Origin of the sequence: Chrysosporum bergii ANA360D (assembly GCF_029891735.1) — a bacterium.
GTDB classification, from domain to species: Bacteria; Cyanobacteriota; Cyanobacteriia; order Cyanobacteriales; family Nostocaceae; genus Umezakia; species Umezakia bergii.
In genome coordinates, this window is sequence record NZ_JANQDH010000046.1 from 1 (window position 1) to 23,146 (window position 23,146).

A 23,146-nucleotide genomic window follows, 5' to 3' on the forward strand; every position below is an offset into this window, starting at 1 on the left:
GCTAACTTAGGTATGGAAGTAATGCACGAGCGCAACGCTCACAACTTCCCCTTAGACTTGGCTGCTGGTGAAGTTGCTCCTGTTGCTTTAACCGCACCTGCAATCAACGGCTAATTTTCCAGCTTAGTTGAATAGAAAAAGCCCCCCAAAAATGGGGGTCTTTTTTTGTGTATATGTGGACAATAAAAATGTCATTATGGTAATGGTGAGCAAATTCTGGAGATAAAACTACGGTTTACGCACGCCCCCTAGCACGATTAATTGAGCAATTGCAACGCCTCCCAGGAGTTGGTCCCAAATCAGCCCAGCGACTAGCTTTGCATATCTTAAAACGCCCAGAAGCAGAAGTAGAAGCTTTAGCACAAGCTTTAATTGAGGCCAAAAAGCAGATAGGCTTGTGTTCTGTTTGCTTTCACCTATCTGCTGATTCTGTTTGTGAAATTTGTCGCCATCCCCACCGTGACAACAGTTCTATTTGTGTGGTAGCAGATTCTCGTGATGTAATTGCTTTAGAAAAAACCCGGGAATATAAAGGCAAGTATCATGTTTTGGGAGGTGTGATTTCCCCCATGGATGGTGTAGGACCAGAACAGCTAACTATTCAAGCTTTAGTGCGGCGGGTGAGTCAACAAAAAACCGAAGAAGTGATTATGGCCATTAGCCCAACTATAGAAGGGGAGACAACCACCCTCTATATTGGTCAACTGTTGAAGCCATTTACCAAGGTGACACGCATTGCCTTTGGTTTACCTGTGGGTGGTGACTTAGAATATGCTGATGAAGTAACACTGGCCAGGGCTTTAGAAGGTCGCAGGGAGTTGGAATAAGTTTGATTATGGCAAAATTCCAATTAGATGCAGCAAACCATGACCGGTTACTAACTCAATCATTAAAGCAATAAAGCCCAACATAGCAATACGACCATTCCAGACTTCGGCGCTGGTGGTCATACCCCATTCCCAGTTTTCTTGGGGATACATTTTCACTCTTTTTTTCATTTGTGCTGCTTGGGAAAGCTTGAAACTGGGCTTGTCTAGGGCATCTATGACCAATTCTGCCAATGCTTTAATAAATACTGGATGAGTGTTGGGAGCCGAAGCACGACGGAAATTATCAATTCCTGACTCCTCCGCTATTTCCCGATACTCAAGATCAATTTCTTGCAGAGTCTCGATGTGTTCTGAGACAAAACTAATGGGGACAACAACTATATCTTTTACTCCTTGTGCGCCCAGTTGTTCTAAAGCATCTTCTGTATAAGGTTGGAGCCATTCCACCGGACCAACACGACTTTGGTAAGCTAGGGTGTAAAGATTGGGTCGGTGGAGGGTCTGCATGATTAAAGCAGTACATTCCTCAATTTCTTGCTCATAGGGATCTCCGGCTTCTTCTACATAGCTTTTGGGAACACCATGAGCGCTGAAGAAGATATGAGCTTGATCAGGATTTGGACATTGATCTAGTTCTTGAGCTATCAGTTCCGCCATTACCCGGAGGTAACTGGGTTGTTTGTACCAAGAAGGAATCACAGTATAGTCATGGGGCTGGAGTTCTGGATTTTCTTGCCAAAGTTTCTCTAATAGCCGAAAACTAGAACCACTGGTACTAATGGAAAATTGGGGATAGAGGGGCAAAACCACCAAGTTTTCAATCTTGTCTTGGGCAATTTGCGCGATCGCCTCTTCTGTGTAAGGATGCCAATAACGCATTCCCACATAGATATTCACTTCTTGTCCCAAATCAGCCAATTGTTGTTTTAGAGCTTGTCCTTGAGCCTCTGTAATTCGCCGCAGTGGAGAACCGCCGCCGATTTGCTTATAGTTAGCTTGAGATGTTTTGGTTCGCCGTGAAGCAATTAACCAAGCCAAGGGTTTTTGTAGCCAGCGAAAGGGTAGGCGAATAATTTCTGGGTCAGAAAATAGGTTGTACAAGAATGGCCCGACATCCTCTAACTTATCGGGACCGCCGAGATTGAGTAATAAAACGCCCACACGACTCATAGCAGTTATTTTCCCCCAATCTTTTCAGGTTTTTTACTAATGTTAACAATATATCTTTATTAAATATAAAGCTTTATCGTCTGTAATGACTAGAGTCAGCAATCTTAAAGGATTGTGTTACTATATTAGTTGTTGTATCATGACCAGCCTCGCCTATACCCATTGAACCCAGGCGCTCCAGGAGTTTTGTCCCATTCCTTTGTTTACAAATTATCTGCCCAATAGGGTTGTAACAGACCAATGACAACCGCCGGGGTTTCCAGATGAGGTAATATGCCTGTATCAGCGATCGCCCAAAAATCCTCAATAGCTGTAGTATTCAGATTAGCTAATCTTTGCCCCAACTGAATGGGGGTAAATTGTGCCTGTTCTCCCCAAAACATCACCGTAGGGGTTGTGAGTTGCTGTATATACAAACTCAAATCAAAATAAAGGTCTCCCCGCAGAAACGCCAAAGCGGAAAACTTAGCATTAGGCTGTTGTGCTGAAGTCAAATAAGCGTTGACCATTTCTGTTGAAACTCGTTGTGGTTTAGCAAACAGAAAATTTTGCAAAAAATTTCTTACAGCCAAATCATTTTCAGCCCCTATAGTATAAATTAAACTATCTAACAGGGGAGAATTAATAATTAATGATGGTAATCTTCGTCCAGCCCCCTGACCAAAGTCATCAAACCCAGAGGGACAGACTAAAAATAATCGCCGAAACAAATCACCATGACTAATAGCCAAGCGGATCACAAAAGCTGCTGTTAAAGAAGAAGCCACCACGGTAACTGGTTGGTGGCAAGTTTGGGTGATAAACTCCAGGATAGTGGTTAAATAATCTTTAATTTGATAATCCCGCACTGGATGAGCGGACTCTCCCCAACCAATTAAATCTGGTGCTAAGATGCGGTGTGTAGCGGCAAAAGCTGGGTAAACCTTAGACCATTCAAAAGCAGAAGCCCCGCCGCCAAAGTTATGCAGAAACAGTAACGGTGGTAAATCTTCGGTATGGTCATTTAACCAGGGTGCATTGGTTTGGGTATAGTAAACCATTGTCCCCAGGGATGTATTAATAACTTTACGCCCAAAGCCGGGTGGTTGAAATTGAAGCATAAATTCACCAAAAATTTAGACAAAGTAATTTATTAATTGCCTGTGATATGAATCAGTTTATCTAATTGCTCGCCACTAATTTGATATGCTGTGCCAAAACCAATGATAAAACGTCCAGCACTGGGAGTTAAGCGAAAAATACGAAAGTCTGGTAAATCGCGCAAAACTTGAATAATTCCTCCGAAACGTTCTTGAAATTGACTAACAATTTGATTCCAAGCCTCAGTTTCACGTTCTATCAACGTAGCTGTACAATCAAAACTCAAGCGGCGACGGGCAAAAATTTGGTCACTTTTAGATTCATCATCAATAAATAAAACGCTCACACCGGGATTTACCAGGATATTTTGAGTGTGGATAGCTAGACCACTGACATATATATAGATATTTTTAGCATCATCCATCACAAAAGGAGTATAACTAGCGTTGGGTATTCCAGCTTGACTAACGGTGCTAATGATGATGCTTTTAAATTCTTGGGGGAAAATTTCATACTCAGCTTGAGCCTGATCAATGTGGGTCATAAGTGAACTACCTATACTTGCTCAAATATCCTAGCGCGAATAGAGTATTCAATGGAATTCGGTTATCATTGAAGTAAAAGCAAACAATTACGAGGACGCAATTGTGGCTGATCAAAATCGTTCTCAATGGGACTTAGGCAGGTTTATCAACACCTTAACTTATTTCGAGGTGTTTCCTTGTCTCAACTGGGTAAGGCGTTTAATACCAGGTGGTTCCCATGATAGTCAAAAACCCGATGGAGGAAAAAATGTGGGTGTAATACTAGTAGCAGGTGCAACAGGAGGAGTAGGAAAACGAGTTGTACAACGACTGCTGCAACGGGGTGATCGAGTGCTAGCACTGGTGCGAGACATTGCCAAAGCACGCTCAATTCTTGGTGATGATGTAGACCTAGTAGCTGGAGATATCACTCAACCAGAAACTTTAAATTCAATGGTGATGGGGAATATCCAAGCTGTGGTTTGTTGTACCGCAGTCCGTGTACAACCAGTGGAAGGAGACACACCGGATAGGGCTAAATATAACCAAGGTGTGAAATTTTATCTGCCGGAAGTTGTGGGAGACACCCCGGAGAATGTAGAATATCAAGGTGTGAAAAACTTAGTAACAGCTGCGGCTAAATATCTACCCCCAGCCAATGAAAAAATTATATTTGATTTTACTCATGCTGACCCTAAATTAAAAAATACTTTAAAAAGTATGTGGGGTGCAGTGGATGATGTGGTTATGGGTGGTGTGAGTGCCAGTGGGATACAATTTTTAGAAAATACAGCTGTGTTTGCTGGTAACGTTTCCACAGCTAATTCTGGCGGGTTTGCTTCCATTAGAACTAAGAACTTTGAACCCCCGTTTGACTTATCTGGTTATGAGGGTGTAGAGCTACGGGTTAAAGGTGATGGTCAGCGTTACAAGTTATTTTTACGGACAGATACCAAATGGGATGGCGTTGGTTATAGCTATTCTTTTGACACCGTGGATAATACTTGGATAACTCTCCGGGTTGCTTTTCAAGATTTAATTCCTGTGTTTCGCGCCAAAGTTGTGCAAAACTCTCCGCCAATTGATCCTAGTAGGGTTTCCTCTTTTCAACTGATGTTGAGTAAATTTGAATATGATGGGGGTTTAAATCCTCACTTTTCCCCTGGTGGGTTTGCTTTAGAAATAGAATCAATCAAGGCTTATGGTGGGGAGAGTTTTCCCCAATTTATCTTGGTTAGTTCGGCTGGGGTAACTCGTCCGGGAAGACCAGGACTGAATTTAGATGAGGAACCCCCAGCAGTGAGATTAAATGACCAGTTGGGAGGAATTTTAACATGGAAATTGAAAGGGGAAGACAGTTTAAGGGCTAGTGGGATTCCCTACACAATTATTAGACCCTGCGCTTTGACTGAAGAACCTGGTGGTAAGGAGTTAATTTTTGAGCAAGGTGATAATATCAAGGGTAAAATTAGCCGGGATGATGTGGCAGAAATTTGTGTGCGATCGCTGTATCAATCAAATGCCTGTAATATCACTTTAGAAGTGAAAACAGGAGAGAATAGTGCTAATGATATCAATTGGCAGCAGCTATTTTCTAATTTACAACCTGATTTGAACTAACCTCGCCTTTGCAACTTGCTCTAATAGACTTTCGCCTAAAGAGAAATAGTAAGAGAAATAGTAGAGGTCACAAGTCCTACAGTCTTACTTTGGGACTACCCGCCCCTAGTTCGTCAAATAGATTCAGCGGTAACAAGATTAACTCATTACCGCTATTTAGCCCATTTTAGGGTATAACTTCCTCTAGGGCTTTTTCTAACTAGCAACAGTTATGACACCGGCCATACCAGCACCACGGTGAGGTTGGCAATAGAAGGTGTAGTCACCAGCAGGTGCGTCTGCGGGGATTGTGGTTGTGTTGGACTGACCAGGATTCAACATCAATTTGGCGTGAGAGAGACTTTTTGCTAAATCTTTACTTTTAGTAGGGTTTTTGGTTGGATCGAAGACAACGTTATGGGGAGGAACTTTGTTGTTGACCCACTCAATTGTGTCGCCTGGTTTAACTGTCAATTTTTTCGGTTCAAAAACTAGCAACCCTTTGTCACTACCTAGTTTTACCTGGTAGGTTTCGGCTGAAGCGGCGGGTGTAAACACAGCAAAGCTGCTAACAACTAAAAGCACTGTCAACACTGCTAAGGTAAAACGTCGCCAGGTTGAGGCAAACAATTTCATGGCTTTCTCCTAACTATATTTTTATTTTGCCTTTTGTATTTTAAATAAAATTTAGCACAAAATATGACAAGATGTCGTAGATTAAATTTTTTTTTTGCAATTTTGGGCAATTCATCAGCCAATCCACTGCAATCAACCGTTAATAGGGGGACAGTGTTCATGGTGTAAATGTCCAATCCCCCAATCCCCTAATCCAACATCTCCAGGAGTTTAGTAATAAATCTTACCACCGCCCCATTTATCGCCAAGTATTTTTGGTTGTAAAAGAACGTGACCAGCGATGGCTACTAAGTCATCTTCCTTGAGATTTCTCATTGCTGTGAAAATATCAGCACTCTTGATGCTGGGGTGTAGCTCGGAAATTTCTACTTCTCCATCATAGGTGGTGGGATTTTTCATGTAGTCCACCAATCCCTCAATATTATCCCGCTTTGGTGTTGCCAGTGCCAGAGATTCTGGGTCTAGTCCCACGTTTTGGTTAGTTTTGGTAACACCACCTGCATGACACTGGGCGCAAGCATATTGAAATAACCTTTTGCCTTCTTTGACTTGTTTAAGGCTAAGTACAACCGTTTCACCTCTGTCGTTTAATGGTACTGTTCTGATAGCTTCGTCTAGTTCTAGTGCTGTTGCGCTACCCACCAAGAACTGGAACGTCAGCAAAATAGTAGCAACAACAAGCCCAATTAGTGTTCTAAACATATTTCCCCTTAAAGATTTTAACGCTCAATACAACTAATAAAGCAATGCTCAATCTCTATGTGACTAATGACCAGCTATGATTGTTGTCATTAGTCCTGAAGTAACCCTTGGGTTGACTTAGGTTTGATTCATAGTGGTGATTCACTGACAGATACAGATTGAGTTGCTCTAATACCAATATCATGTTCAGTGTGCAATTTGTTCTTTAAAATCTGGTGACCTTTGAAGTGGGTATCAAGAGCCAATAAGTCAATATCAAATTAATATTATGTAACATATAGCCAGTTTCATTGTAGAATAGTAGCATCAGCGTAAAAATGTAACCAGTGAGGGTAGAATAGGCCTTATTTCTTAGCCTGAACAAAAAACTATGACAATCCAGCCTAGTCTCCGACGTGCATTTGCTGACCGTCGAGTTCTCAAAGTGATTAGCGGTTTAAACAACTTTGATCGCGATCGCGTTGCAGCTACCATCAAAGCAGCTGAACTTGGTGGTGCTACTTTTGTGGACATCGCCGCAGATGCTGCTTTAGTAGAACTAGCGAAAAACTTGATCAATTTACCAGTTTGTGTATCAGCAGTAGAGCCAGAAAAGTTTGTCCCAGCGGTGACTGCCGGTGCTGATTTAATTGAAATTGGTAACTTTGATAGTTTTTATGCCCAAGGACGCAAATTTGAAGCCGAGGAAGTTTTAGCACTAACTCAACAAACCCGCGCCCTCCTCCCAGAAATCACCATGACTGTGACAGTTCCCCACATTCTGGAACTAGACCAACAAGTAAAGTTAGCAGAAGAACTAGTCAAAGCAGGAGCAGATATTATCCAAACTGAAGGCGGTACTAGCAGTCAACCGTCCCATTCTGGAACCTTGGGATTAATTGAAAAAGCAGCTCCCTCCCTAGCAGCAGCTTATGAAATTTCCCGTGCTGTGTCTGTACCTGTACTTTGTGCTTCGGGTATTTCTAGCGTCACAGCACCTTTAGCCATCGCCTCTGGTGCAGCAGGTGTTGGTGTTGGTTCCGCCATCAATCAACTTAATAGCGAAGTGGCCATGATTGCTGCTGTTCGTGGGTTAGTGGAAGCTTTGGCTAATGCTAACAGCCAAGTGCTGATCTAGCATATAATTTGACACTTTAAATTGTGAAATTGTGGATTTTGGATTTAATCCAAAATCCAACACTGATTATTTCCCACCATCCAAACTATCTTTCAAAGCATAAATCACCTGGTCTTGCTGTTGGTGGGTCAATTCTGGGAACATAGGCAAAGATAGAACTTGATGACAAACTAACTCAGACATGGGTAGCTGTCCTGGCTGATAACCCAATATTTGATAAGCCGGCTGTAAATGTAAGGGGTGGGGATAGTAAACCATGGAACTCACCCCCCGCTCCTGCATTTGACCACGCACCGAGTCGCGGTAGCTGGGGTTGTGATCATTTCCCTCCGGGTTGTAGATGCGAATGGTGTATTGATTCCATACACCAACACCCCCGGCTAGTTCTTGCGGTGCAACAACACCGGGAATTTGCTGAAGAAATTGCTGGTAATAAGCGGCGATCGCTCGGCGTTGACTATTCCAAGTATCCAGATAACGCAGTTTAATTTGCAGAATGGCTGCTTGCAAACTATCCAAGCGACTATTTACACCAATTTCCTCATAAGAATAGCGATTTTTCTGCCCATGTTCCTTGATTACCCGCATTTTCGCTGCTAGTTGAGGGTCATTAGTTGCGATCGCCCCGCCATCGCCACAACCCCCTAGATTCTTGGTAGGGTAAAAACTAAAGCAGCCAATATGTCCTATACTCCCGACTTTTTCATGACCCCACATTGCACCGGTGGATTGAGCGCAATCCTCAATTACTGCTAAATTATGACACTGGGCTATGTCCATCAGTGTTGTCATATCCACAGGTTGTCCAAATAAGTGGACTGGGATAATAGCCTTAGTATTAGCTGTAATTGCTGCGGCTACTTGCCGTAAATCAAGATTAAAAGTATTAAGGTCAATATCAACAAAAACTGGTTTTGCACCCACAGCACTAATCACTTCCGCCGTAGCTACAAAGGTGAAAGGCGTAGTAATAACTTCATCACCTCCACCAATTTCTAAAGCTCGTAGAGCTAAGTATAGGGCATCAGTACCAGAATTACAAGCTATACAATTATTTACATGATGATAGGCTGCAAACTGTTGCTCAAAGCTTTCCACTACAGGTCCGCCAATATAACGCCCAGAAGCCAAAACTTCTAAAACAGCCGCACTTACTTCTGCTTCAATAGTGGCGTATTGCTGCTTAATATCAAAGGCTGGGATAGAACTTACACTTTGGATCATGAGTTTTCATTTTATTTGAAGATATAAATGATGCAATGTGACAGGGAATTTTTGGCAATTTGATCATTATCAAAAAGCTTGATCAACACCGTCGCCCTGTCTGGTATTTAATTATTGGTTAAGGATACCATTGCTGGATAGAAAATGTGTTGTTTAGTATAGCGGAAAACTTATGCAGGATTTAATCAAGCTAGATTTAGTTGATTTAGCTATTGCTGTGGGATTGATGGTTATAGCCATTGGTTTATCTGCTTGGGAGAAATTGGGACTAGAGTTAAACTTAGTTACTGCCACAGGCAGAACCATATTACAACTACTCATACTAGGATACGTTTTAGAGTTCATCTTTGCTGTTGGCAGTGTTGGGGGTATTTTGGCAATTTTAGCAGTAATTTTAACTATTGCAGCCATTGTTGCCCGAAATCGTATCAGTACCAAGATTCCCCAAGTATTACCCTTGGTATGGGGAGCAATTTTCATTAGCACTGCTTTGACGGTTCTTTATACCAACTTCTTAATTATTCAACCAGACACATGGCAAGCACGTTATGTAATTCCCCTAGCAGGGATAGTTATAGGTAATGCCATGAATGCAGCCGCCATAGCCGGGGAACGTCTGGTTACTACTCTCAACACCCAAACTGTGGAAATAGAAACTCACTTAAGCTTAGGTGCAACTCCCCAGCAAGCAGTTAACCAGTACCGCAAAGAAGCCATTAAAGCCGCATTTCTACCCACTCTCAATCAAATGATGGTGGTGGGTATGGTGACTATTCCAGGAATTACCACCGGACAGTTATTAGCAGGAATTACACCCCTCAACGCTGTAGCCTACGAAATTGTGATAATTTTTATGGTTGCTATGGCTAACTTACTGACGAGTATTTTAGTTACCAGAGGATTGTATCGTCAGTTCTTTAATTCTGCCGCTACTTCATGATGAAGTGAAAACAAAAACAACCGTAGTTTTAACACCTAGGGCATGGTAGAATATTGGTAGAATATTAGAGGTATTAGTGCAAGCAAATTAGTTGAAGAATGGGGAAGGCGATTAAAATCGCCAACGGCTAACCCCCATGTCTGAAGCCATTAGCTCTGCTCGCCGTTGATATTTCAGTCAAGGTGAGTAGGGGATTTTTGACCCTCCCAATCATATAGTAAGCGTTGCCTAGCTTGTCAGATGACCGCGTAGCAACATCAGTTTAGAATCCCCTGTGTTTTAACCAGGGGAGATGTCAGGGACTAAAATAGAAATTGACGTTTCCCAGCAGTTAAAGTGTCTGAACCTCAGTCCATAAGCGATCGCTATCTCGCCTTAATTGATGAAATTGTCGCATCCACCCTTCAGGGCAAAATTAGCTCTGGGGAAATGGTGTATCAAATGCTGCAAAAAAAAATAATTTCCGGCACGGGGGAAGTATTTGAATTAGTTTTAGGCGATCGCCTCACTAGCACTCAAAGCCAATTGGATAGTGAAACAGATGAACTCAAGAAAGCCAAAGCCAACCGCAAATTGAGAGCCATTAAAACAATTCAAAGTCAATGGCAGCGATATTCCCAGCAAAATCAAGCCACAGAAGCGATCGCCACAGCAGTTAAACAAATCACCACAGCCTCGACAGATGAACGTTTAACTATATTCTTACGTATTATTGACCCTAATCAAAAGCAACCACTCAACATCCCCCAACTACAACAGTTAGCCCAAGGCTTACAACAATTTTATCAAGTAGATCCTGATTTACAACAAATATCCCAGGGCATTACCAGTGGTTTAGCCACTTGGCAAGGACTACAAAACCACCTAGTCAGCTGGATGTATGAAACAAATCAGCAATTGGGTTTTGGTGGGGTTCCCGGAGAAAGGGGACCCTGGGCAACTTGGGCAAAGCAAGTCAAAAATAATCTCACTCAAGCACTGTTTCGCACCCTAGCCAACCAAGAATCAATCATTGAATTTGTCCAAAAGCAAAGTAGTGTCAGCCTCAGTGACTGGGTAGAAATAGCATTAACTTTACAGTACCTACAAAGAGGTTTAGTCCACTGGTTCGACCAACAAGCCCATAACATCCAAGCCGGGTCAAAGTTATCCATCTCTACATTCTTGACCTTTGCTGTAATTTGGAGTCAGTTAGCCAGTGGCTTTCATTCCCAGGTAGCATACAGTAACAGCTGCACTCAAATTATGCTGCAAATTCTGCGAAACTTTTCCCAGCGTCCATATTTTCCCTTGTACGGAGGAATTTTTGCTTCTTTTGCCGGGAACTCCCTACGGGATGCCTTGAATTATCTGGATGAACCATTGCGATCAGTGGAGGGAACTCAGGAAAAAGCCAGAATTTTAACCCTTTTAGGCTATTCACAACGAGCTTTAGGACAATATCAACGTTCTATTCAGTTTCATCAACAAGCCCTAGAAATAGCCAGAAACGCGGGCGATCGCCCCTGTGAAATTGCCAATTTCAATCACCTCAGCCGTACCTACGTAAAAGAAAAAAACTATACTGATGCTCTTAACTACAGTCAACGAGCATTAATCCTCAGCCGCCAAACCGGGGAACGGATAGGAGAAGCCAATGCACTAGTCAATTTGGGTTACAGCCAAGTTATGCAGGCGCAAAAGCTGGAACAAATAGAAACAGAAGTCTATGAAACAGCCATTCAGTATTTAGAACAAGGGTTAAAATTATCAGAACAATTAGGAGATATTCAAAGTAAAGCTTTATGTTTTAGTAGTTTAGGTATTGCTTATCTAGTTATAGGTGAATCACCAGCCGCAATACCCTATTTAGAAAATGGTTTTAAAACAGCCCAAATTGCCGGAGATTTATATCTCCAAGGGCGAAACTTGGCTTATTTATCAGAAGCTTACTATAATTTACAAAACTCAGACAAAGCTATTTACACTGGCAGTTTAGGAATGTATCTGCTAGAGCAAATTTCTTCTCATGAATGGCGACAACCAGCAGGATTACTAACAATATTACAAGGACAACTGGGAGTAGAATCATTCCAAACACTATTAAACCAACATCGCCCTAAAATCATAGGTATTATTGGTGTGGATGGATATGATTCCATTCCCCAACTGTTAGCAAAATATCAAGAAAGTATGTAACTATTTTAGCTTTCACTTGACAGCATTTGCCGCAATTCTGCCACTGTATTGGCTGTGATAATTTGCCGTAAAACTAATTGTAAATATTCTAAGTCCGAGATAGGGGCAATTTGCGCCATCAATTCCAATCCATCTTTCCCAAATTTAGCTTCTAAGCTATTTTCAATGCTCAAAATTATTCCTTCTCTCTTTCCACGTGCTTCACCACGTGCTTCACCACGTGCTTCACCGCGTGCTTGACCTTCCCGTAATATTTCCTGATACCAAGGCGACTCACGTAATACAGCCATATCCCACCTCATGATTTCTTGAACTAACTCAGTCTCTAGTACAAAGGTAGCAAAAAATGCTAACACCGTTTCCAGTTGCTTTAACTGCTCATTACTACGTAAAATTTGTAATGCTTCTCGAATTGTAGACTCATTTTCTCCATCTTTGAGAATTGGTACAAAGGGAAGCAGTGATGGTAAGGATTCTTGAAAAGCTATCCTTGCATCTACTTCCCATAAATTAATCACTCGGTAGTCTTGACGGACTTGTAAACCCCCAATATTTGCTCTGTATGTTGTAGGAATTTCTACATTGGTCGTCTTGAGAATGTTGACTAATACCGGGTAAATAGGTAAATTAAATTTTTCTTCTGCCAAACCTGCATAGGCACGAATGCGCCGGGGTATTCTAGGATCATAGCGCAACTGCACTTCATTTAGCACCAAAAATTCCTCACCTTGGGGATTTTTGACACGGATTAAAACATCACTTTCTCGGCTAATCCATTGAAATTCAGAGTTAAGAATTTCAATAGCTACAATATCAGGTATTTGTGTTACCCATCTCACCCAGTTATCTGGTGCTAAACTAATTAACTTTTTGGTACCAACGTCTGCGGGTTTAATCATCAGTTTTTCTCATCAATAATTAAGATAACTTTTTTGTGCATTATTTACTCACTACAACATATTGTGATCTAAATAAACTAAAAATGTGTTAGCCATAATGGCGGCTTGGGTGCGATCGCGCAAATTTAACCTGTTTAAAATATTCGTGACATGATTCTTTACAGTTCCTTCAGATATATAAAGTTTCTGAGAAATTTCTCTGTTATTATCACCCATGGAAATTAACCGCAGGACTTCTTTTTCTCTGGGAGTAAGTTCCGCTAAACCAGGCGGTAAAGTCGGTAACTGGTTTGCTATCACCTGGGGAAACTTAGTCGTAAATCGCGGAGATGGAGATGGTAAGGCAGCCGTAAAAACAGCGATCGCTAATAATACCCACTCCAAATACAGCAAAAATGGAAAAGGATGATTATTAAATTGAATAGGACGAGTCATGGAATTTGAGATAGTCATTTTATTTTCGGCATATTCTACATTCTGGTCATGAATCATGACTTTAGTCATGGGTGTAATCATGACTTTATTCTCATGTCAGTGTGATGGGGGATTTTTTATAATAGTGATATCCAAGCAAGAAACTACACGACACAACCCATGAGACTAAAATCATTGTCACTATTAGCTGGAGCAATTGCCTTAACCGTAACTACAATACCCTTTGCGGTTCAAGCACAAATCGCGCGCTCTTCATCTCCACAAATGGCACAAATGATGGGCGGAGAAAGAGGAGGTATGAAAGGTCCTTGGCAAAGGTTAAATTTAACAGATGCCCAAAAAGCTCAAATGCAGACTATTAGAAGTAATACCCGTGATAAAATCGAAGCAGTTCTTACCCCAGAACAAAAGGAAGCAGCACAAAACCAAATGAAAAAAAAGGTCTGGGCTGACTTGACCGAGGAACAGAAAACCCAAATCCGCCAAATCCGGGAGTTATCTAAAGAACAGATGCTACAAGTCCTCACCCCCGAACAACGCCAACAACTAGAAGAAACGCGGGAAAATATGCGATCGCGCCGTGGGCGACCCAATTTCCAATAATTCCCAAATCTTCGCTAAATATACAGTCAACACCTAGTAAAAGTTAGGAAATATGAGTTATGAGTGAATCAAAACTCTTAGCTTGATTAATATGTCCAAAGAATTCGCCATTGGTAGTAAAGTCAGGGTCATAGCACTGCCACCCTACGTCAAAACCGCAGATCCCATGCCCATGCTACGCCCCCCAGACGTTATTCGCATAGGAGAAGAGGGTACAGTGCTGGATCGTCGTCCAGGAGGATATTGGGGTATACATTTTGCTAAGGGAAACTTTCTCTTAGATAGCCAATATATTGAAAGTGTGGATATCCCAGAATCTCATCAAGGTAACAAATAATTGTAAACTTGTGTAAAGTTATAGTTTTTTATTTGTACCATGATTTCTCGGCGCAATTTTCTCAAAATATTACTGGTTAGCTGTTTTGCTGTGATGAGTTGGTTAAATCTAACTCCGGTTGCTCATGCTCTGGGTGGTAAACTACCACCACTCAATCAGCCAGCACCGGAGTTTACCTTACCAACCAACACAGGTGAAGGCCAAGTTTCTCTCTCTGACTGGCGGGGTAAGTGGGTAGTCCTTTATTTTTATCCCAAAGACTTTACCTCTGGTTGCACCATAGAAGCTCGTCGTTTTCAACAAGACCTACCCAAATACATTAAGAAAAACGTTCAGATTATTGGTGTGAGTGCTGATGATGTTGATTCCCATGCCAAATTTTGTGATTCAGAGGGGCTAAAATTTCCGCTATTAGCTGATACCACTGGAGCAGTGAGTAAAGCTTATGGTTCGTGGATCGGTTTTCTATCCATGCGCCATACTTTTATTATTGATCCCCAGGGAGTTTTGCGTGAGATTTTTCTCAAGGTTAACCCATTGGTTCACAGTACAGAAGTCCTAGGACAACTAGAAAAACTGCAATCTCTATCTAGTCCAGCCCAAGGTTAAAGCCTCTTCAGCCGCGATCGCTTAAAGATGAGGGGGATATGAAACCCAGCCCCCTCAATTATTCTCACCTTTTTCCTCCAACAGCGATCGCCAATCTGTCATAGACTGTTCTGTCCATAGCCAATTATTACTTAATTTACTTAGGTGAAAATTGATGGGATCAGTCCTCAGAACAATTTGAGATTGTTTGATTGCTTCTTTAATATACTGTGCTTGTTTAGTACCAGATTGATTAGGCGCAGACTTATACAACCCAAGAGCTAACCCAGCATAAGAAGTTAAAGCATCTTGAGGTATTGTGGTTTCCAAAGAGACAGATTTATTTTCCTGCTGGAGGGCTAAGGTCAACGCCTGAAACCAAGAGTGATTAGCTCGATCAAGATTACCTTCTGCATAGTAAGCAAACCCCAAAGCATTGTTATATAAAAGGGAATCCGGTTCAGCCTTAACAGCATTTTCCCAGTAACGCCGGGCATCGTCAATGCTGTATTTTTTGTTTCCAGTTTGCACAAACTGCCATGCTAATCGTCCTTTCAAAAAATTAACCATTCCATTCTTTAGCTGGCCTGGTGGAATTGAATTCAGGGACGTTTCCGCAGCACCCAGGGCACCACGGTTCAATAATTCTTCCACAGCTATTAGCCCTTCTCGCAAATTACCCTGGCTTAATTGTTCCGTAGCTTGGGCAGCAACCTCGTTAGTAATAGCCTTTGTGATATCTATTTTCGGCTGATTTACCCCCACTCGAGACTGAGTAGGAATTGGTGGTATATCAGATAAAAAAGATACTTGCCTACTTTGCCACCACCAACCGAAGCCGATGAGAGTAGCAAAAACGAAGATTAGCTTCCCCCACGTACTCACACCCCCAATGCGGGTAACAGGGAGCAGTTGACGAGTCCGAGGTTGAGGATTTGATATGGCTGGGGGCGATGCTCCCCTAACAGAGAGATTGTTGGGATCTTGTGTAAAATCTTGAGTAGTTTCCGTGATACTATCTGGTGTTTCCCCCCATAATTCTATTGACTGTTCCACAGCAGCAACATCCTCCCCAGCTTGATCTTCAGGAAATTGGTTACTTCTAATTAGTTGTCCAGATGCGAAATTCAGTTGCTGATTTGCAGCCTTTTGTTGGTCTAACTGACGAAATAAATCTGAAACTAAGGCTGAATCCTCTCCATAATCATCATCACCTTCAATTTCATCAACTAAATCACCCCATGTTTCTTCACCCAGCCAGTCTAAATTTGAAGTATCATGACCCAAGCCCGCAGGAATCATTTCATCAATAGGTGAAACCATTTCGGTATCATCGGTCATGGCAAAATACATAGCCGTGGCATTTACCTTCAAGGGCGGATTGTGAGTATACCCGTTGAGTGAGTCCACACTTAAAGACATTTCTGGACATAACAAGCCGTCAAAATCCTGTTGGAGATATAAAATCGGTAATGCCCAGTAACTTTGGTGAGAACCATAAGCAGAAATTAATCCCTGACGTACCCGACTAACACACAAATCCACAGGATATCCCTGGCTGAGATTGCGGTAAAACAATTGTGTCAAGGTCAACGCTACTTCGTCAGGAATTCTCTCTGACATAGCCAAAACGCCCCTAATTCCGCGCCTTACCAGGCTTTCGGTTAAGTTACGTTCACCAGTCAGATCCCCTTCGGGATCTGATGTAGCAGTGTATGTTCCCCAACAGGAATTAAACACAGCCATTTGAATATTATTGTTGACTAATAGGCCTGCTAAATCATTACCACTAAGAGTTTCTGTTAAGCCGGTTCTTCTACTAACCAGATAAATTTGCCCACCGTTAGGACCTGAGTTACTATGACCGGAATAGTGTAAAACTTGGTATCTTCCTTGTTCTAAAGCTTGGGTCAATTCTTCCCGCCCTGGTTGATCTAGCAGAGTCAACTCAATCTCCGGTAAATGATTACCACTTTCGCCTGTTCGTGGTGTTTGACGGTGAAGTTCAGCTTGGAGTTTAATAGCTTCTTGTTTGAGCAAATCAAGACGAACTTGATCAGGAGGAGAGGCCAGCACCATCAAAACCCTGACCCCACGAGTTTCTGATGTTGTTACTCTGTTTCTCGCGGGTAAGCGAGATGTTGCCATCATTCCACTTTGGTAGCGAGAAAAAGCAATGTAAGGACCGGTGGCCAAGGGGCGATCGCCTGCGTGCATCACTTCCCATGGCAAACGTGCTAACCTAATATCTTTTAGCCCCAAACGTAAACGCAGTAATTGTTGGTGATTCTGGGCAATACCTTGGGCTGTAATCCAACTATCTCTGAGGGTACCTTGAAACAGTGCGTTATAAAATTGCTGTCCCAGTACCACCAGATTAACAGAGTTTCTAGCAATGGCTTCTCCCTGCAACACCGATTTCAGTGGGTCATTCATTAGATGTCCAGCAGATGCCAACCACTCAGCTACGGGCCAAGTTACTAGTTCTTCTGCCAATGGCACCCCAGGCGCGACTTGTTCCGTCCGCACCAAATAATCATTTTGCCCTACTGGGGTTACTGAAAGGTGAAATTCCTGATTAAACTCCATAAATCAATGTTTCTAGCCATTTTGCTGACACAAATGCTCCAACAATCTACAAAAGGGTTACTTTTGGTATTTGGGCATTTATTAGGGCATAGTCTTATACTCAGGGGTAATGATCAATTAATGCTCATTTCTCATTATGACAACTGAATCATATTTTTAGTTTCTGGTATCTCTGGCGCTTCATAATGATGAAGTTCAAACAACAAGAACCATAGTTTTAATACCTAGGGCATGGTAGAATATTAGAGAAGAAGCGAAAATTAGAAGTATTAGTGCAAGCGAACTAGTTGAAGAATGGGGAAGGCGATTAAAATCGCCAACGGCTAACCCCCATGTCTGAAGCCAGTAGCTCTGCTCGCCGTTGATATTTCGGTCAATAAGGATCAATCCAAATCTTTCCGGAAAATGGTAAGTTAGGAAGGAAGATGGAATTGGTAGATGCACCCTGATAACTAACTCCCCTGACTGGTTAACACCTGTGAGGGGATTTTTTTTGCCTAATGGGCTGTGAAATTTGATTAAAAATCTTTCCGGACGGTGGTAGGGGAAGAAGGAAGATTGAATTGGTAGATGCACCCTGATAACTAACACCCCTGACTGGTTAACACCTGTGAGGGGATTTTTTTTTGTTTCTTGAAGACTAATGATGATGGTGAGTTTCTCCGGAGAATGGTAGATGTAGCAGGAAGATTTAATTAATTCCCCTATCTGACTAACACTCATTGGTTGATTTTTTTTGGCTCTCAACACTAAATATAATGGTACGTTTCTCCGGAGAGTGGTAGTCGTAATCTGAATATTGAATTGGCAGATGCAACCTGATAATTAGTTCCCCTGCCTGACTAACACTCAGTAGGGGATTTTTTTACTCTGCAAACACCAATCATCATATCATTAATGACAATTTTGTCCAGAATAAACTCAACTCTTTTATCTCAAAATAGATTCTTGATCCATGCGTCCTGATAATTAACTCCCCTAAACTGCCACCACTAAGGGATTTTTTTATGTTGGGTATGAGCAACATTCCCGTTTGTGACAATTTGATTTGGAACATCCTATTTAGTCCTAGAAAAGTTTATCAGTAGATACGCTCTAATAACTAGTTACCCTTGCTGGCTAACACCACAGGGTTTTTTATTCAAGCAAAATGACAACAAATCCTGTAAAAGATTTATCCGGAGGGCTAGACTTAACCTGAGAACATTTAATTAGTAGATGCACCCCGATAAATAACTCCCGTAGCTGACAAACATTTGAGGGATTGTTTTGGTAAGGTTTATTTATATTTGTTATCCCACCAAATAAGCTGTTGCATCTTGTACCAGTCGGAGTTTAGTTCATAGTACCACAACTAACTTATCCTAATAATAGGCCTAAACAGAAACTACTGTCTAGATGTGTTTCTAGATTATGTTACATTGTTCTGACTTAATTGGCAACCTATCCGCCGTGATAGTTTTCAAAATACTTTAACTGCTGATTACAGTTTGTAGCTTTCTTGACCCTAACACTATTACCTTTAGTGTAAAAAAATACTGCATTGCTGCTAGAATTTTGGCAGTTGCTCGAAGTATATTTTAGCTATTATACAAAACTATATCTTGTAGATGCTTAGGTTATGGTTTCCTCAATCATATCATATATTTTGGCAAAATATATATGGATTTTTGTTGATTGGTTTTGATCATTGAAAAAGCAGGGGCATCCTTTCAGTACAGGACAGACACGAAATTTGCGACTTGAACACATTGCCGTTGTCTCAAACCCTTAATTTTTTTTATAATTTTATTGTTGATTTTTTCACAATATGGTTGTCTCCATAAACCTTATATACGTATAGCCTCATGAGTTTAGCTGTTATTAAGTTTTCTTCAGAAGAGTGCGGTATCTGCCACAAAATGTCTTTTTATGACAGCAAGGTAGCTGAAGAGTTGGGTTTGCAATTTATCGATGTAAAAATGCAAGATACGGCTACTTACCGTAAGTATCGCCAAATTTTGTTGTCTCAATATCCAGATAAATCAGAAATGGGATGGCCCACTTACATTGTCTGTGATTCTCCAGAAGGGGAATTTCAGATTATAGGTGAAGTAAAGGGGGGACATCCCAAGGGTGAGTTTAGAACTCGTTTACAAGAAGTTGTTAATTCGGCGGATGGGGGATAGGAAAAAACCCTAAACTATCTCAAATGATGTGACTTCCAGGACAGGGCCAATCATGGCTGTGGTCATGATGTCTTCGCGCACCTGTCCTGTAACTTTTGCTGTTTGTCCGGCTTTGAGCAAGTTTTTGTCAGCACTTTTGAGGATTTCGTAAGTGTTACCCTCATCTGTAACTAACGCCCAAGCGCCAATACCAATATCTCGGCGTTGAATTGTACCTGTAACTGTAATGCTCATAATTAAGGAAGTAGGACTTGGGGAGTGGGGGAAATGTGGTATGCAGCCCAATTCCCTATTGTTATTTTACACTCTTTGATTTTCGGTTTTTAATGCTAAACGAGCTAGTCCATAACACAGTAAGGCATTGATCATGAGGAAGCTGCGGGCTAAGTTGCCACTCCCTAACCCCCAAACGGCTGGGTCATAAATGGCACTACAGGTCAGAAATGCAGCAAAGCCGAGGCTGGAACCAATGGCAAACAATTTCCAGCTAGGATGTCCTAATAATAATGCTATTAACACTATGGGAATTAGCACGCTGGCAAATATGGGATTTAAGGCGTTTGTTCCCTGTAGGGTGTTGCCTAGTTCGGGAATGGAACTGCCTAAAAGCCGAAAAGGCCATTGGGGTAGGTCAAAGATATATATTCCTTTGAGGAAGAATAACCCAGAACTACCAGCAATTAAGCCACTGGATAAAGACCAACCCCAGGTGAAGGGGAAGTAAACCCGTAAAAACCAAGCCAGCAGGTAGGAACCCAGTACCATGAGCAGCTTGGGTATTAATGCTACTGCACCGCCATCAATCCAAAAGCGGGGGTTAAGATAGCCGTTATCTCGCAACCAGCGAAAGAAGTCTTGGAAGCTGATTTGTCCTGTGGTGGCTAGTTTGACTGCGGCTTCCGCATTGAGTTGTCCAGCGCCGTAATAGTTTAAGCTATCCTCTTGGATAAGTCTTGCTGATTGCTTGAGGACTTTTAGTACTTCTTCTGGTTCTGCAACTCCTGAAGCTTTAATTAATGCAGCCACACCGGCAACGTGAGGGGATGCCATGCTTGTACCTTGGAGTCCGAGAAATATTCCCTCGCTGTTGTTTTCAGGGTCGATAGTTTCTTGGAGGATTTTACCAGCATCACTACCACCGGGGGCAGAAATATCAACCCCTGCGCCAAAGTTGGAGTAAGGGGCTTTTTCTCCGTCTGAACCGAAGGCAGCAACACCAATAACATGGGGATAACGTGCAGGATAACTAGCGCCGTTGTGATTTTCATTGCCGGCGGCAGCAATAATGGTTACGCCTTTTTTATAGGCGTAGTCAATGGCTTCTTTCATTAATTGGCTTTCACCACTGCCTCCTAAGCTCATGTTAATTACATCAGCACCGTTGTCAGCTGCGAATTTGATCGCTGCGGCAATATCGGCTACGGTTCCCCCTCCATAGTCACTGAGTACTTTTAAGGGCATGAGATTGGCTTGGTAAGCAATGCCAGCTACACCATATTGGTTATTGGTAGATTGGGCAATGGTGCCGGCTACGTGAGTACCATGTCCGTTGTCGTCTGCGGCTTCTGGGCGATCGCTAACAAAATCATAACCGGGGACGAATTTGGTATCTACTAGGTCACGCACGCGAGTTATACCAGTGTCAATTACCGCTACTGTAACACCGCTTCCTTTGGTTTGACTCCATGCGCCTTCTATGCCAATGTTGTGTAGATTCCACTGTTTGCTGTAATATTGATCATTAGGGCTATTTAATGAGGGATTTGCTGGATGATTTGGAGATGAAAAAATTTCTTCATATCCCGTCGCTGCGGCAGACCCAGGAATAGTGTAGATGTAATTTGGCTCGATTAATTGTGTAAGTTGGGCAAAAGGAGATTTTTTCAGTTTTTTCAGCCGCTGGGAATCGCCTTCAATAATGTACACATGATCCTGCGCCGAAAATTGGTTGTCTAATCGGGGTGTAACGCTGTATTCTTGAGCGATCGCTTGTAAATTATGCTGTAATACCTCTGGGGAAATATCTTCTCGAAAATCTAGCACAATTGTTTCAAAATCGCCTTTGGCTGCTAAACCCTGGAAATTCAGGAACCCAAAAACAGCCGCCCCAAGCCCGATGACAAATAAGCAAAGTAATATAAGTTTTTTCATTTCAACTGATCACAGCTTTTTGTCGGTTTGCTCACCACCATAACTCATCTTCATACCTCATTGCTGTACTTTGTACAATTTTTACTCAATACTGAGGAACATTTAAACAATGGAACGTGGTCTTTTATGGTTACCTTTGTTAGCAGCATTTTTCTGGTTGGCTTGGCAAGGCTCAAGGGAGTACCAAAAACTTGAGGGGTATCGTGTTTGGGCGCAGCAGTTTGACAAGTCCAAGTATGATATTTATGCGGTATTAGGTTTAAAAGATAACAAAATAACTTGGGGGAAACCCTCACCTAAAGGACTGGTAGAACTAGAAACTTTTTCTGTGCTGGATGTCAAGGAAATACGTCTTTTAGTGGATAATAAAGTTGTAGAAACAGAAAACTACCCCCGCCAAGGTGGAGTTATTCAGGTGGAATTTCTCTTGTCTGAATCTCAGTCAGTACGTATTCCATTTACAGAAGTTCCTCTAGCGGCAAATTGGGCTAAATATTTGCAAGGAGTCCGGCGTAGTTTAAATTTTGACCAATGATCAATAACTAATGAATATTGCTATAAATTCCAGAGTTCCTGTAGCTTTAACCATTGCTGGTTCAGATAGTGGGGGCGGTGCGGGTATTCAAGCTGATTTACGTACCTTTGCTTTTCATTGTGTCCACGGTACTAGTGCCATTACTTGTGTGACAGCACAAAATACTTTAGGAGTGGCGCGGGTTGATGCTATGCCAACAGAGGCGGTTATAGCCCAAATTGAAGCAGTGGCTACAGATATTGGCGTCCAAGCTGCTAAAACTGGAATGTTGCTCAACCAAGAAATTATCTCTGCCGTTGCCCAACAAGTAGAAAGGTTACAAATCAATAATTTAGTAGTTGACCCTGTAATGGTGTCACGCACGGGGGCGCAATTAATTGATGATGATGCGGTAAAGACTCTACGTAATGCTTTATTACCTAAAGCGGCCATTGTCACCCCCAATCGTTACGAGGCGCAAATTTTGAGCGGTTTACCAATTAATACTTTAGATGATATGCGGGCAGCTGCTCAAATCATACACCAAAATCTGAGGGTAAAAGCTGTTTTAGTCAAGGGGGGTGGGATGCAAGGCAATTCACGGGGGGTTGATATCTGGTTTGATGGGCAAAAACTGGAAAGTTTGATCACAAAACCAGTGGAGACCAAAAATACCCACGGTACTGGTTGTACATTATCAGCTGCGATCGCTGCTAATTTGTCCATGGGTATGGAGTTATGGTCGGCTGTACAAAAAGCAAAGGCGTATGTCACCACTGCACTCACTTACGCCCTAGATATTGGCCAAGGACAAGGCCCTGTGGGACACTTTTTTCCTCTAGTATTGGGCTAGTTCCCAGGG

General features: G+C 42.1%; 22 protein-coding genes and 2 pseudogenes. 12 read left to right on the plus strand and 12 right to left on the minus strand.

The window, feature by feature from the left end; all coding sequences use genetic code 11:
- A pseudogene (locus NWP17_RS06795) lies at nucleotides 1-114 on the plus strand (photosystem II q(b) protein); the annotation flags it as partial.
- Nucleotides 115-269: 155 nt separating this feature from the next.
- Entirely contained in the window at nucleotides 270-827 is a 558-nt protein-coding gene (gene recR / locus NWP17_RS06800) for a recombination mediator RecR (protein WP_280654156.1), read from the plus strand.
- 6 nt (nucleotides 828-833) lie between these two features.
- On the opposite strand, the gene hemH is transcribed toward recR, so the two are convergent.
- The 3 genes from hemH to NWP17_RS06815 form a co-directional block, all read right to left on the minus strand.
- Nucleotides 834-2,000, minus strand: a complete 1,167-nt coding sequence (gene hemH / locus NWP17_RS06805) for a ferrochelatase (RefSeq protein WP_280654157.1) — start codon at nucleotides 1,998-2,000, stop codon at nucleotides 834-836.
- Between the two features lie 203 nt (nucleotides 2,001-2,203).
- A complete protein-coding gene (locus tag NWP17_RS06810) occupies nucleotides 2,204-3,100 on the minus strand; it encodes an alpha/beta fold hydrolase (RefSeq protein WP_280654158.1) in 897 nt (298 codons plus the stop codon).
- 32 nt (nucleotides 3,101-3,132) lie between these two features.
- Nucleotides 3,133-3,624: a HugZ family pyridoxamine 5'-phosphate oxidase gene (locus NWP17_RS06815; protein WP_280654159.1), complete on the minus strand. Its 492-nt coding sequence runs from the start codon at nucleotides 3,622-3,624 to the stop codon at nucleotides 3,133-3,135.
- Between the two features lie 103 nt (nucleotides 3,625-3,727).
- On the opposite strand from NWP17_RS06815, the gene NWP17_RS06820 reads away from it, so the two are divergent.
- Entirely contained in the window at nucleotides 3,728-5,224 is a 1,497-nt protein-coding gene (locus NWP17_RS06820; protein ID WP_280654160.1) for a CIA30 family protein, read from the plus strand.
- Nucleotides 5,225-5,419: 195 nt separating this feature from the next.
- Here the strand turns inward: NWP17_RS06820 and petE are convergent, their stop codons facing one another.
- Together petE and psbV are read right to left on the minus strand one after the other, a co-directional pair.
- Entirely contained in the window at nucleotides 5,420-5,839 is a 420-nt protein-coding gene (gene petE, locus NWP17_RS06825) for a plastocyanin (protein WP_280654161.1), read from the minus strand.
- 210 nt (nucleotides 5,840-6,049) lie between these two features.
- Nucleotides 6,050-6,541 (minus strand): photosystem II cytochrome c-550, encoded by a 492-nt coding sequence (gene psbV, locus NWP17_RS06830; RefSeq protein WP_280654162.1) that lies wholly within the window; start codon nucleotides 6,539-6,541, stop codon nucleotides 6,050-6,052.
- Nucleotides 6,542-6,911: 370 nt separating this feature from the next.
- Between psbV and NWP17_RS06835 the strand changes: the two genes are divergently transcribed.
- Entirely contained in the window at nucleotides 6,912-7,658 is a 747-nt protein-coding gene (locus NWP17_RS06835; protein WP_280654163.1) for a DUF561 domain-containing protein, read from the plus strand.
- Nucleotides 7,659-7,724: 66 nt separating this feature from the next.
- On the opposite strand, the gene NWP17_RS06840 is transcribed toward NWP17_RS06835, so the two are convergent.
- Nucleotides 7,725-8,882 carry a DegT/DnrJ/EryC1/StrS family aminotransferase gene (locus tag NWP17_RS06840; RefSeq protein ID WP_280654164.1) on the minus strand — a complete coding sequence of 386 codons (1,158 nt, stop codon included), beginning with the start codon at nucleotides 8,880-8,882 and terminating at the stop codon, nucleotides 7,725-7,727.
- A 172-nt stretch (nucleotides 8,883-9,054) separates the two neighbouring features.
- Between NWP17_RS06840 and NWP17_RS06845 the strand changes: the two genes are divergently transcribed.
- Together NWP17_RS06845 and NWP17_RS06850 are read left to right on the plus strand one after the other, a co-directional pair.
- Nucleotides 9,055-9,822, plus strand: a complete 768-nt coding sequence (locus tag NWP17_RS06845) for an ABC transporter permease (RefSeq protein WP_280654165.1) — start codon at nucleotides 9,055-9,057, stop codon at nucleotides 9,820-9,822.
- A gap of 336 nt (nucleotides 9,823-10,158) precedes the next feature.
- Complete coding sequence (locus NWP17_RS06850; RefSeq protein ID WP_280654166.1) at nucleotides 10,159-12,000, plus strand: tetratricopeptide repeat protein; 1,842 nt, start codon at nucleotides 10,159-10,161, stop codon at nucleotides 11,998-12,000.
- A 5-nt stretch (nucleotides 12,001-12,005) separates the two neighbouring features.
- Here NWP17_RS06850 and NWP17_RS06855 read toward each other — a convergent pair whose 3' ends face one another.
- Together NWP17_RS06855 and NWP17_RS06860 are read right to left on the minus strand one after the other, a co-directional pair.
- On the minus strand, nucleotides 12,006-12,899 hold the full coding sequence (locus NWP17_RS06855; protein ID WP_280654167.1) for an RpnC/YadD family protein: 894 nt from the start codon (nucleotides 12,897-12,899) through the stop codon (nucleotides 12,006-12,008).
- Nucleotides 12,900-12,950: 51 nt separating this feature from the next.
- Nucleotides 12,951-13,268: pseudogene (locus NWP17_RS06860) on the minus strand (helix-turn-helix domain-containing protein); the annotation flags it as partial.
- 225 nt (nucleotides 13,269-13,493) lie between these two features.
- On the opposite strand from NWP17_RS06860, the gene NWP17_RS06865 reads away from it, so the two are divergent.
- From NWP17_RS06865 to NWP17_RS06875, 3 genes are all read left to right on the plus strand, one after another.
- Nucleotides 13,494-13,937 (plus strand): Spy/CpxP family protein refolding chaperone, encoded by a 444-nt coding sequence (locus NWP17_RS06865; protein ID WP_280654168.1) that lies wholly within the window; start codon nucleotides 13,494-13,496, stop codon nucleotides 13,935-13,937.
- 91 nt (nucleotides 13,938-14,028) lie between these two features.
- Nucleotides 14,029-14,274 (plus strand): regulatory protein SipA, encoded by a 246-nt coding sequence (gene sipA, locus NWP17_RS06870; RefSeq protein ID WP_280654169.1) that lies wholly within the window; start codon nucleotides 14,029-14,031, stop codon nucleotides 14,272-14,274.
- 39 nt (nucleotides 14,275-14,313) lie between these two features.
- Nucleotides 14,314-14,883, plus strand: coding sequence for a peroxiredoxin (locus NWP17_RS06875; protein ID WP_280654170.1), 570 nt, complete (start codon nucleotides 14,314-14,316; stop codon nucleotides 14,881-14,883).
- Between the two features lie 54 nt (nucleotides 14,884-14,937).
- Here NWP17_RS06875 and hetF read toward each other — a convergent pair whose 3' ends face one another.
- Both hetF and NWP17_RS06885 read right to left on the minus strand, forming a co-directional pair.
- Nucleotides 14,938-17,451, minus strand: a complete 2,514-nt coding sequence (gene hetF, locus NWP17_RS06880; protein WP_280654171.1) for a cell division protein HetF — start codon at nucleotides 17,449-17,451, stop codon at nucleotides 14,938-14,940.
- A 195-nt stretch (nucleotides 17,452-17,646) separates the two neighbouring features.
- Complete coding sequence (locus tag NWP17_RS06885; protein WP_280654172.1) at nucleotides 17,647-18,174, minus strand: hypothetical protein; 528 nt, start codon at nucleotides 18,172-18,174, stop codon at nucleotides 17,647-17,649.
- Nucleotides 18,175-19,298: 1,124 nt separating this feature from the next.
- On the opposite strand from NWP17_RS06885, the gene NWP17_RS06890 reads away from it, so the two are divergent.
- Entirely contained in the window at nucleotides 19,299-19,619 is a 321-nt protein-coding gene (locus NWP17_RS06890) for a thioredoxin family protein (RefSeq protein ID WP_280654173.1), read from the plus strand.
- Between the two features lie 9 nt (nucleotides 19,620-19,628).
- On the opposite strand, the gene NWP17_RS06895 is transcribed toward NWP17_RS06890, so the two are convergent.
- Together NWP17_RS06895 and NWP17_RS06900 are read right to left on the minus strand one after the other, a co-directional pair.
- Nucleotides 19,629-19,853, minus strand: a complete 225-nt coding sequence (locus tag NWP17_RS06895; protein ID WP_280654174.1) for a hypothetical protein — start codon at nucleotides 19,851-19,853, stop codon at nucleotides 19,629-19,631.
- Between the two features lie 66 nt (nucleotides 19,854-19,919).
- Nucleotides 19,920-21,770 (minus strand): S8 family peptidase, encoded by a 1,851-nt coding sequence (locus NWP17_RS06900; RefSeq protein ID WP_280654175.1) that lies wholly within the window; start codon nucleotides 21,768-21,770, stop codon nucleotides 19,920-19,922.
- A 109-nt stretch (nucleotides 21,771-21,879) separates the two neighbouring features.
- Between NWP17_RS06900 and NWP17_RS06905 the strand changes: the two genes are divergently transcribed.
- Nucleotides 21,880-22,305 (plus strand): hypothetical protein, encoded by a 426-nt coding sequence (locus NWP17_RS06905; protein WP_280654176.1) that lies wholly within the window; start codon nucleotides 21,880-21,882, stop codon nucleotides 22,303-22,305.
- A 10-nt stretch (nucleotides 22,306-22,315) separates the two neighbouring features.
- On the plus strand, nucleotides 22,316-23,137 hold the full coding sequence (thiD, locus tag NWP17_RS06910; protein WP_280654177.1) for a bifunctional hydroxymethylpyrimidine kinase/phosphomethylpyrimidine kinase: 822 nt from the start codon (nucleotides 22,316-22,318) through the stop codon (nucleotides 23,135-23,137).
- Nucleotides 23,138-23,146: the final 9 nt, after the last annotated feature.

Bases quoted from the DNA above. Each gene is read 5' to 3' on its own strand.
- hemH (WP_280654157.1), bottom strand. From the start codon at position 2,000: ATGAGTCGTGTGGGCGTTTTATTACTCAATCTCGGCGGTCCCGATAAG.
- NWP17_RS06810 (WP_280654158.1), bottom strand. From the start codon at position 3,100: ATGCTTCAATTTCAACCACCCGGCTTTGGGCGTAAAGTTATTAATACA.
- NWP17_RS06815 (WP_280654159.1), bottom strand. From the start codon at position 3,624: ATGACCCACATTGATCAGGCTCAAGCTGAGTATGAAATTTTCCCCCAA.
- petE (WP_280654161.1), bottom strand. From the start codon at position 5,839: ATGAAATTGTTTGCCTCAACCTGGCGACGTTTTACCTTAGCAGTGTTG.
- psbV (WP_280654162.1), bottom strand. From the start codon at position 6,541: ATGTTTAGAACACTAATTGGGCTTGTTGTTGCTACTATTTTGCTGACG.
- NWP17_RS06835 (WP_280654163.1), top strand. From the start codon at position 6,912: ATGACAATCCAGCCTAGTCTCCGACGTGCATTTGCTGACCGTCGAGTT.
- NWP17_RS06840 (WP_280654164.1), bottom strand. From the start codon at position 8,882: ATGATCCAAAGTGTAAGTTCTATCCCAGCCTTTGATATTAAGCAGCAA.
- NWP17_RS06845 (WP_280654165.1), top strand. From the start codon at position 9,055: ATGCAGGATTTAATCAAGCTAGATTTAGTTGATTTAGCTATTGCTGTG.
- NWP17_RS06855 (WP_280654167.1), bottom strand. From the start codon at position 12,899: ATGATTAAACCCGCAGACGTTGGTACCAAAAAGTTAATTAGTTTAGCA.
- NWP17_RS06865 (WP_280654168.1), top strand. From the start codon at position 13,494: ATGAGACTAAAATCATTGTCACTATTAGCTGGAGCAATTGCCTTAACC.
- sipA (WP_280654169.1), top strand. From the start codon at position 14,029: ATGTCCAAAGAATTCGCCATTGGTAGTAAAGTCAGGGTCATAGCACTG.
- NWP17_RS06875 (WP_280654170.1), top strand. From the start codon at position 14,314: ATGATTTCTCGGCGCAATTTTCTCAAAATATTACTGGTTAGCTGTTTT.
- hetF (WP_280654171.1), bottom strand. From the start codon at position 17,451: ATGGAGTTTAATCAGGAATTTCACCTTTCAGTAACCCCAGTAGGGCAA.
- NWP17_RS06885 (WP_280654172.1), bottom strand. From the start codon at position 18,174: ATGAGTGTTAGTCAGATAGGGGAATTAATTAAATCTTCCTGCTACATC.
- NWP17_RS06890 (WP_280654173.1), top strand. From the start codon at position 19,299: ATGAGTTTAGCTGTTATTAAGTTTTCTTCAGAAGAGTGCGGTATCTGC.
- NWP17_RS06895 (WP_280654174.1), bottom strand. From the start codon at position 19,853: ATGAGCATTACAGTTACAGGTACAATTCAACGCCGAGATATTGGTATT.
- NWP17_RS06900 (WP_280654175.1), bottom strand. From the start codon at position 21,770: ATGAAAAAACTTATATTACTTTGCTTATTTGTCATCGGGCTTGGGGCG.
- NWP17_RS06905 (WP_280654176.1), top strand. From the start codon at position 21,880: ATGGAACGTGGTCTTTTATGGTTACCTTTGTTAGCAGCATTTTTCTGG.
- thiD (WP_280654177.1), top strand. From the start codon at position 22,316: ATGAATATTGCTATAAATTCCAGAGTTCCTGTAGCTTTAACCATTGCT.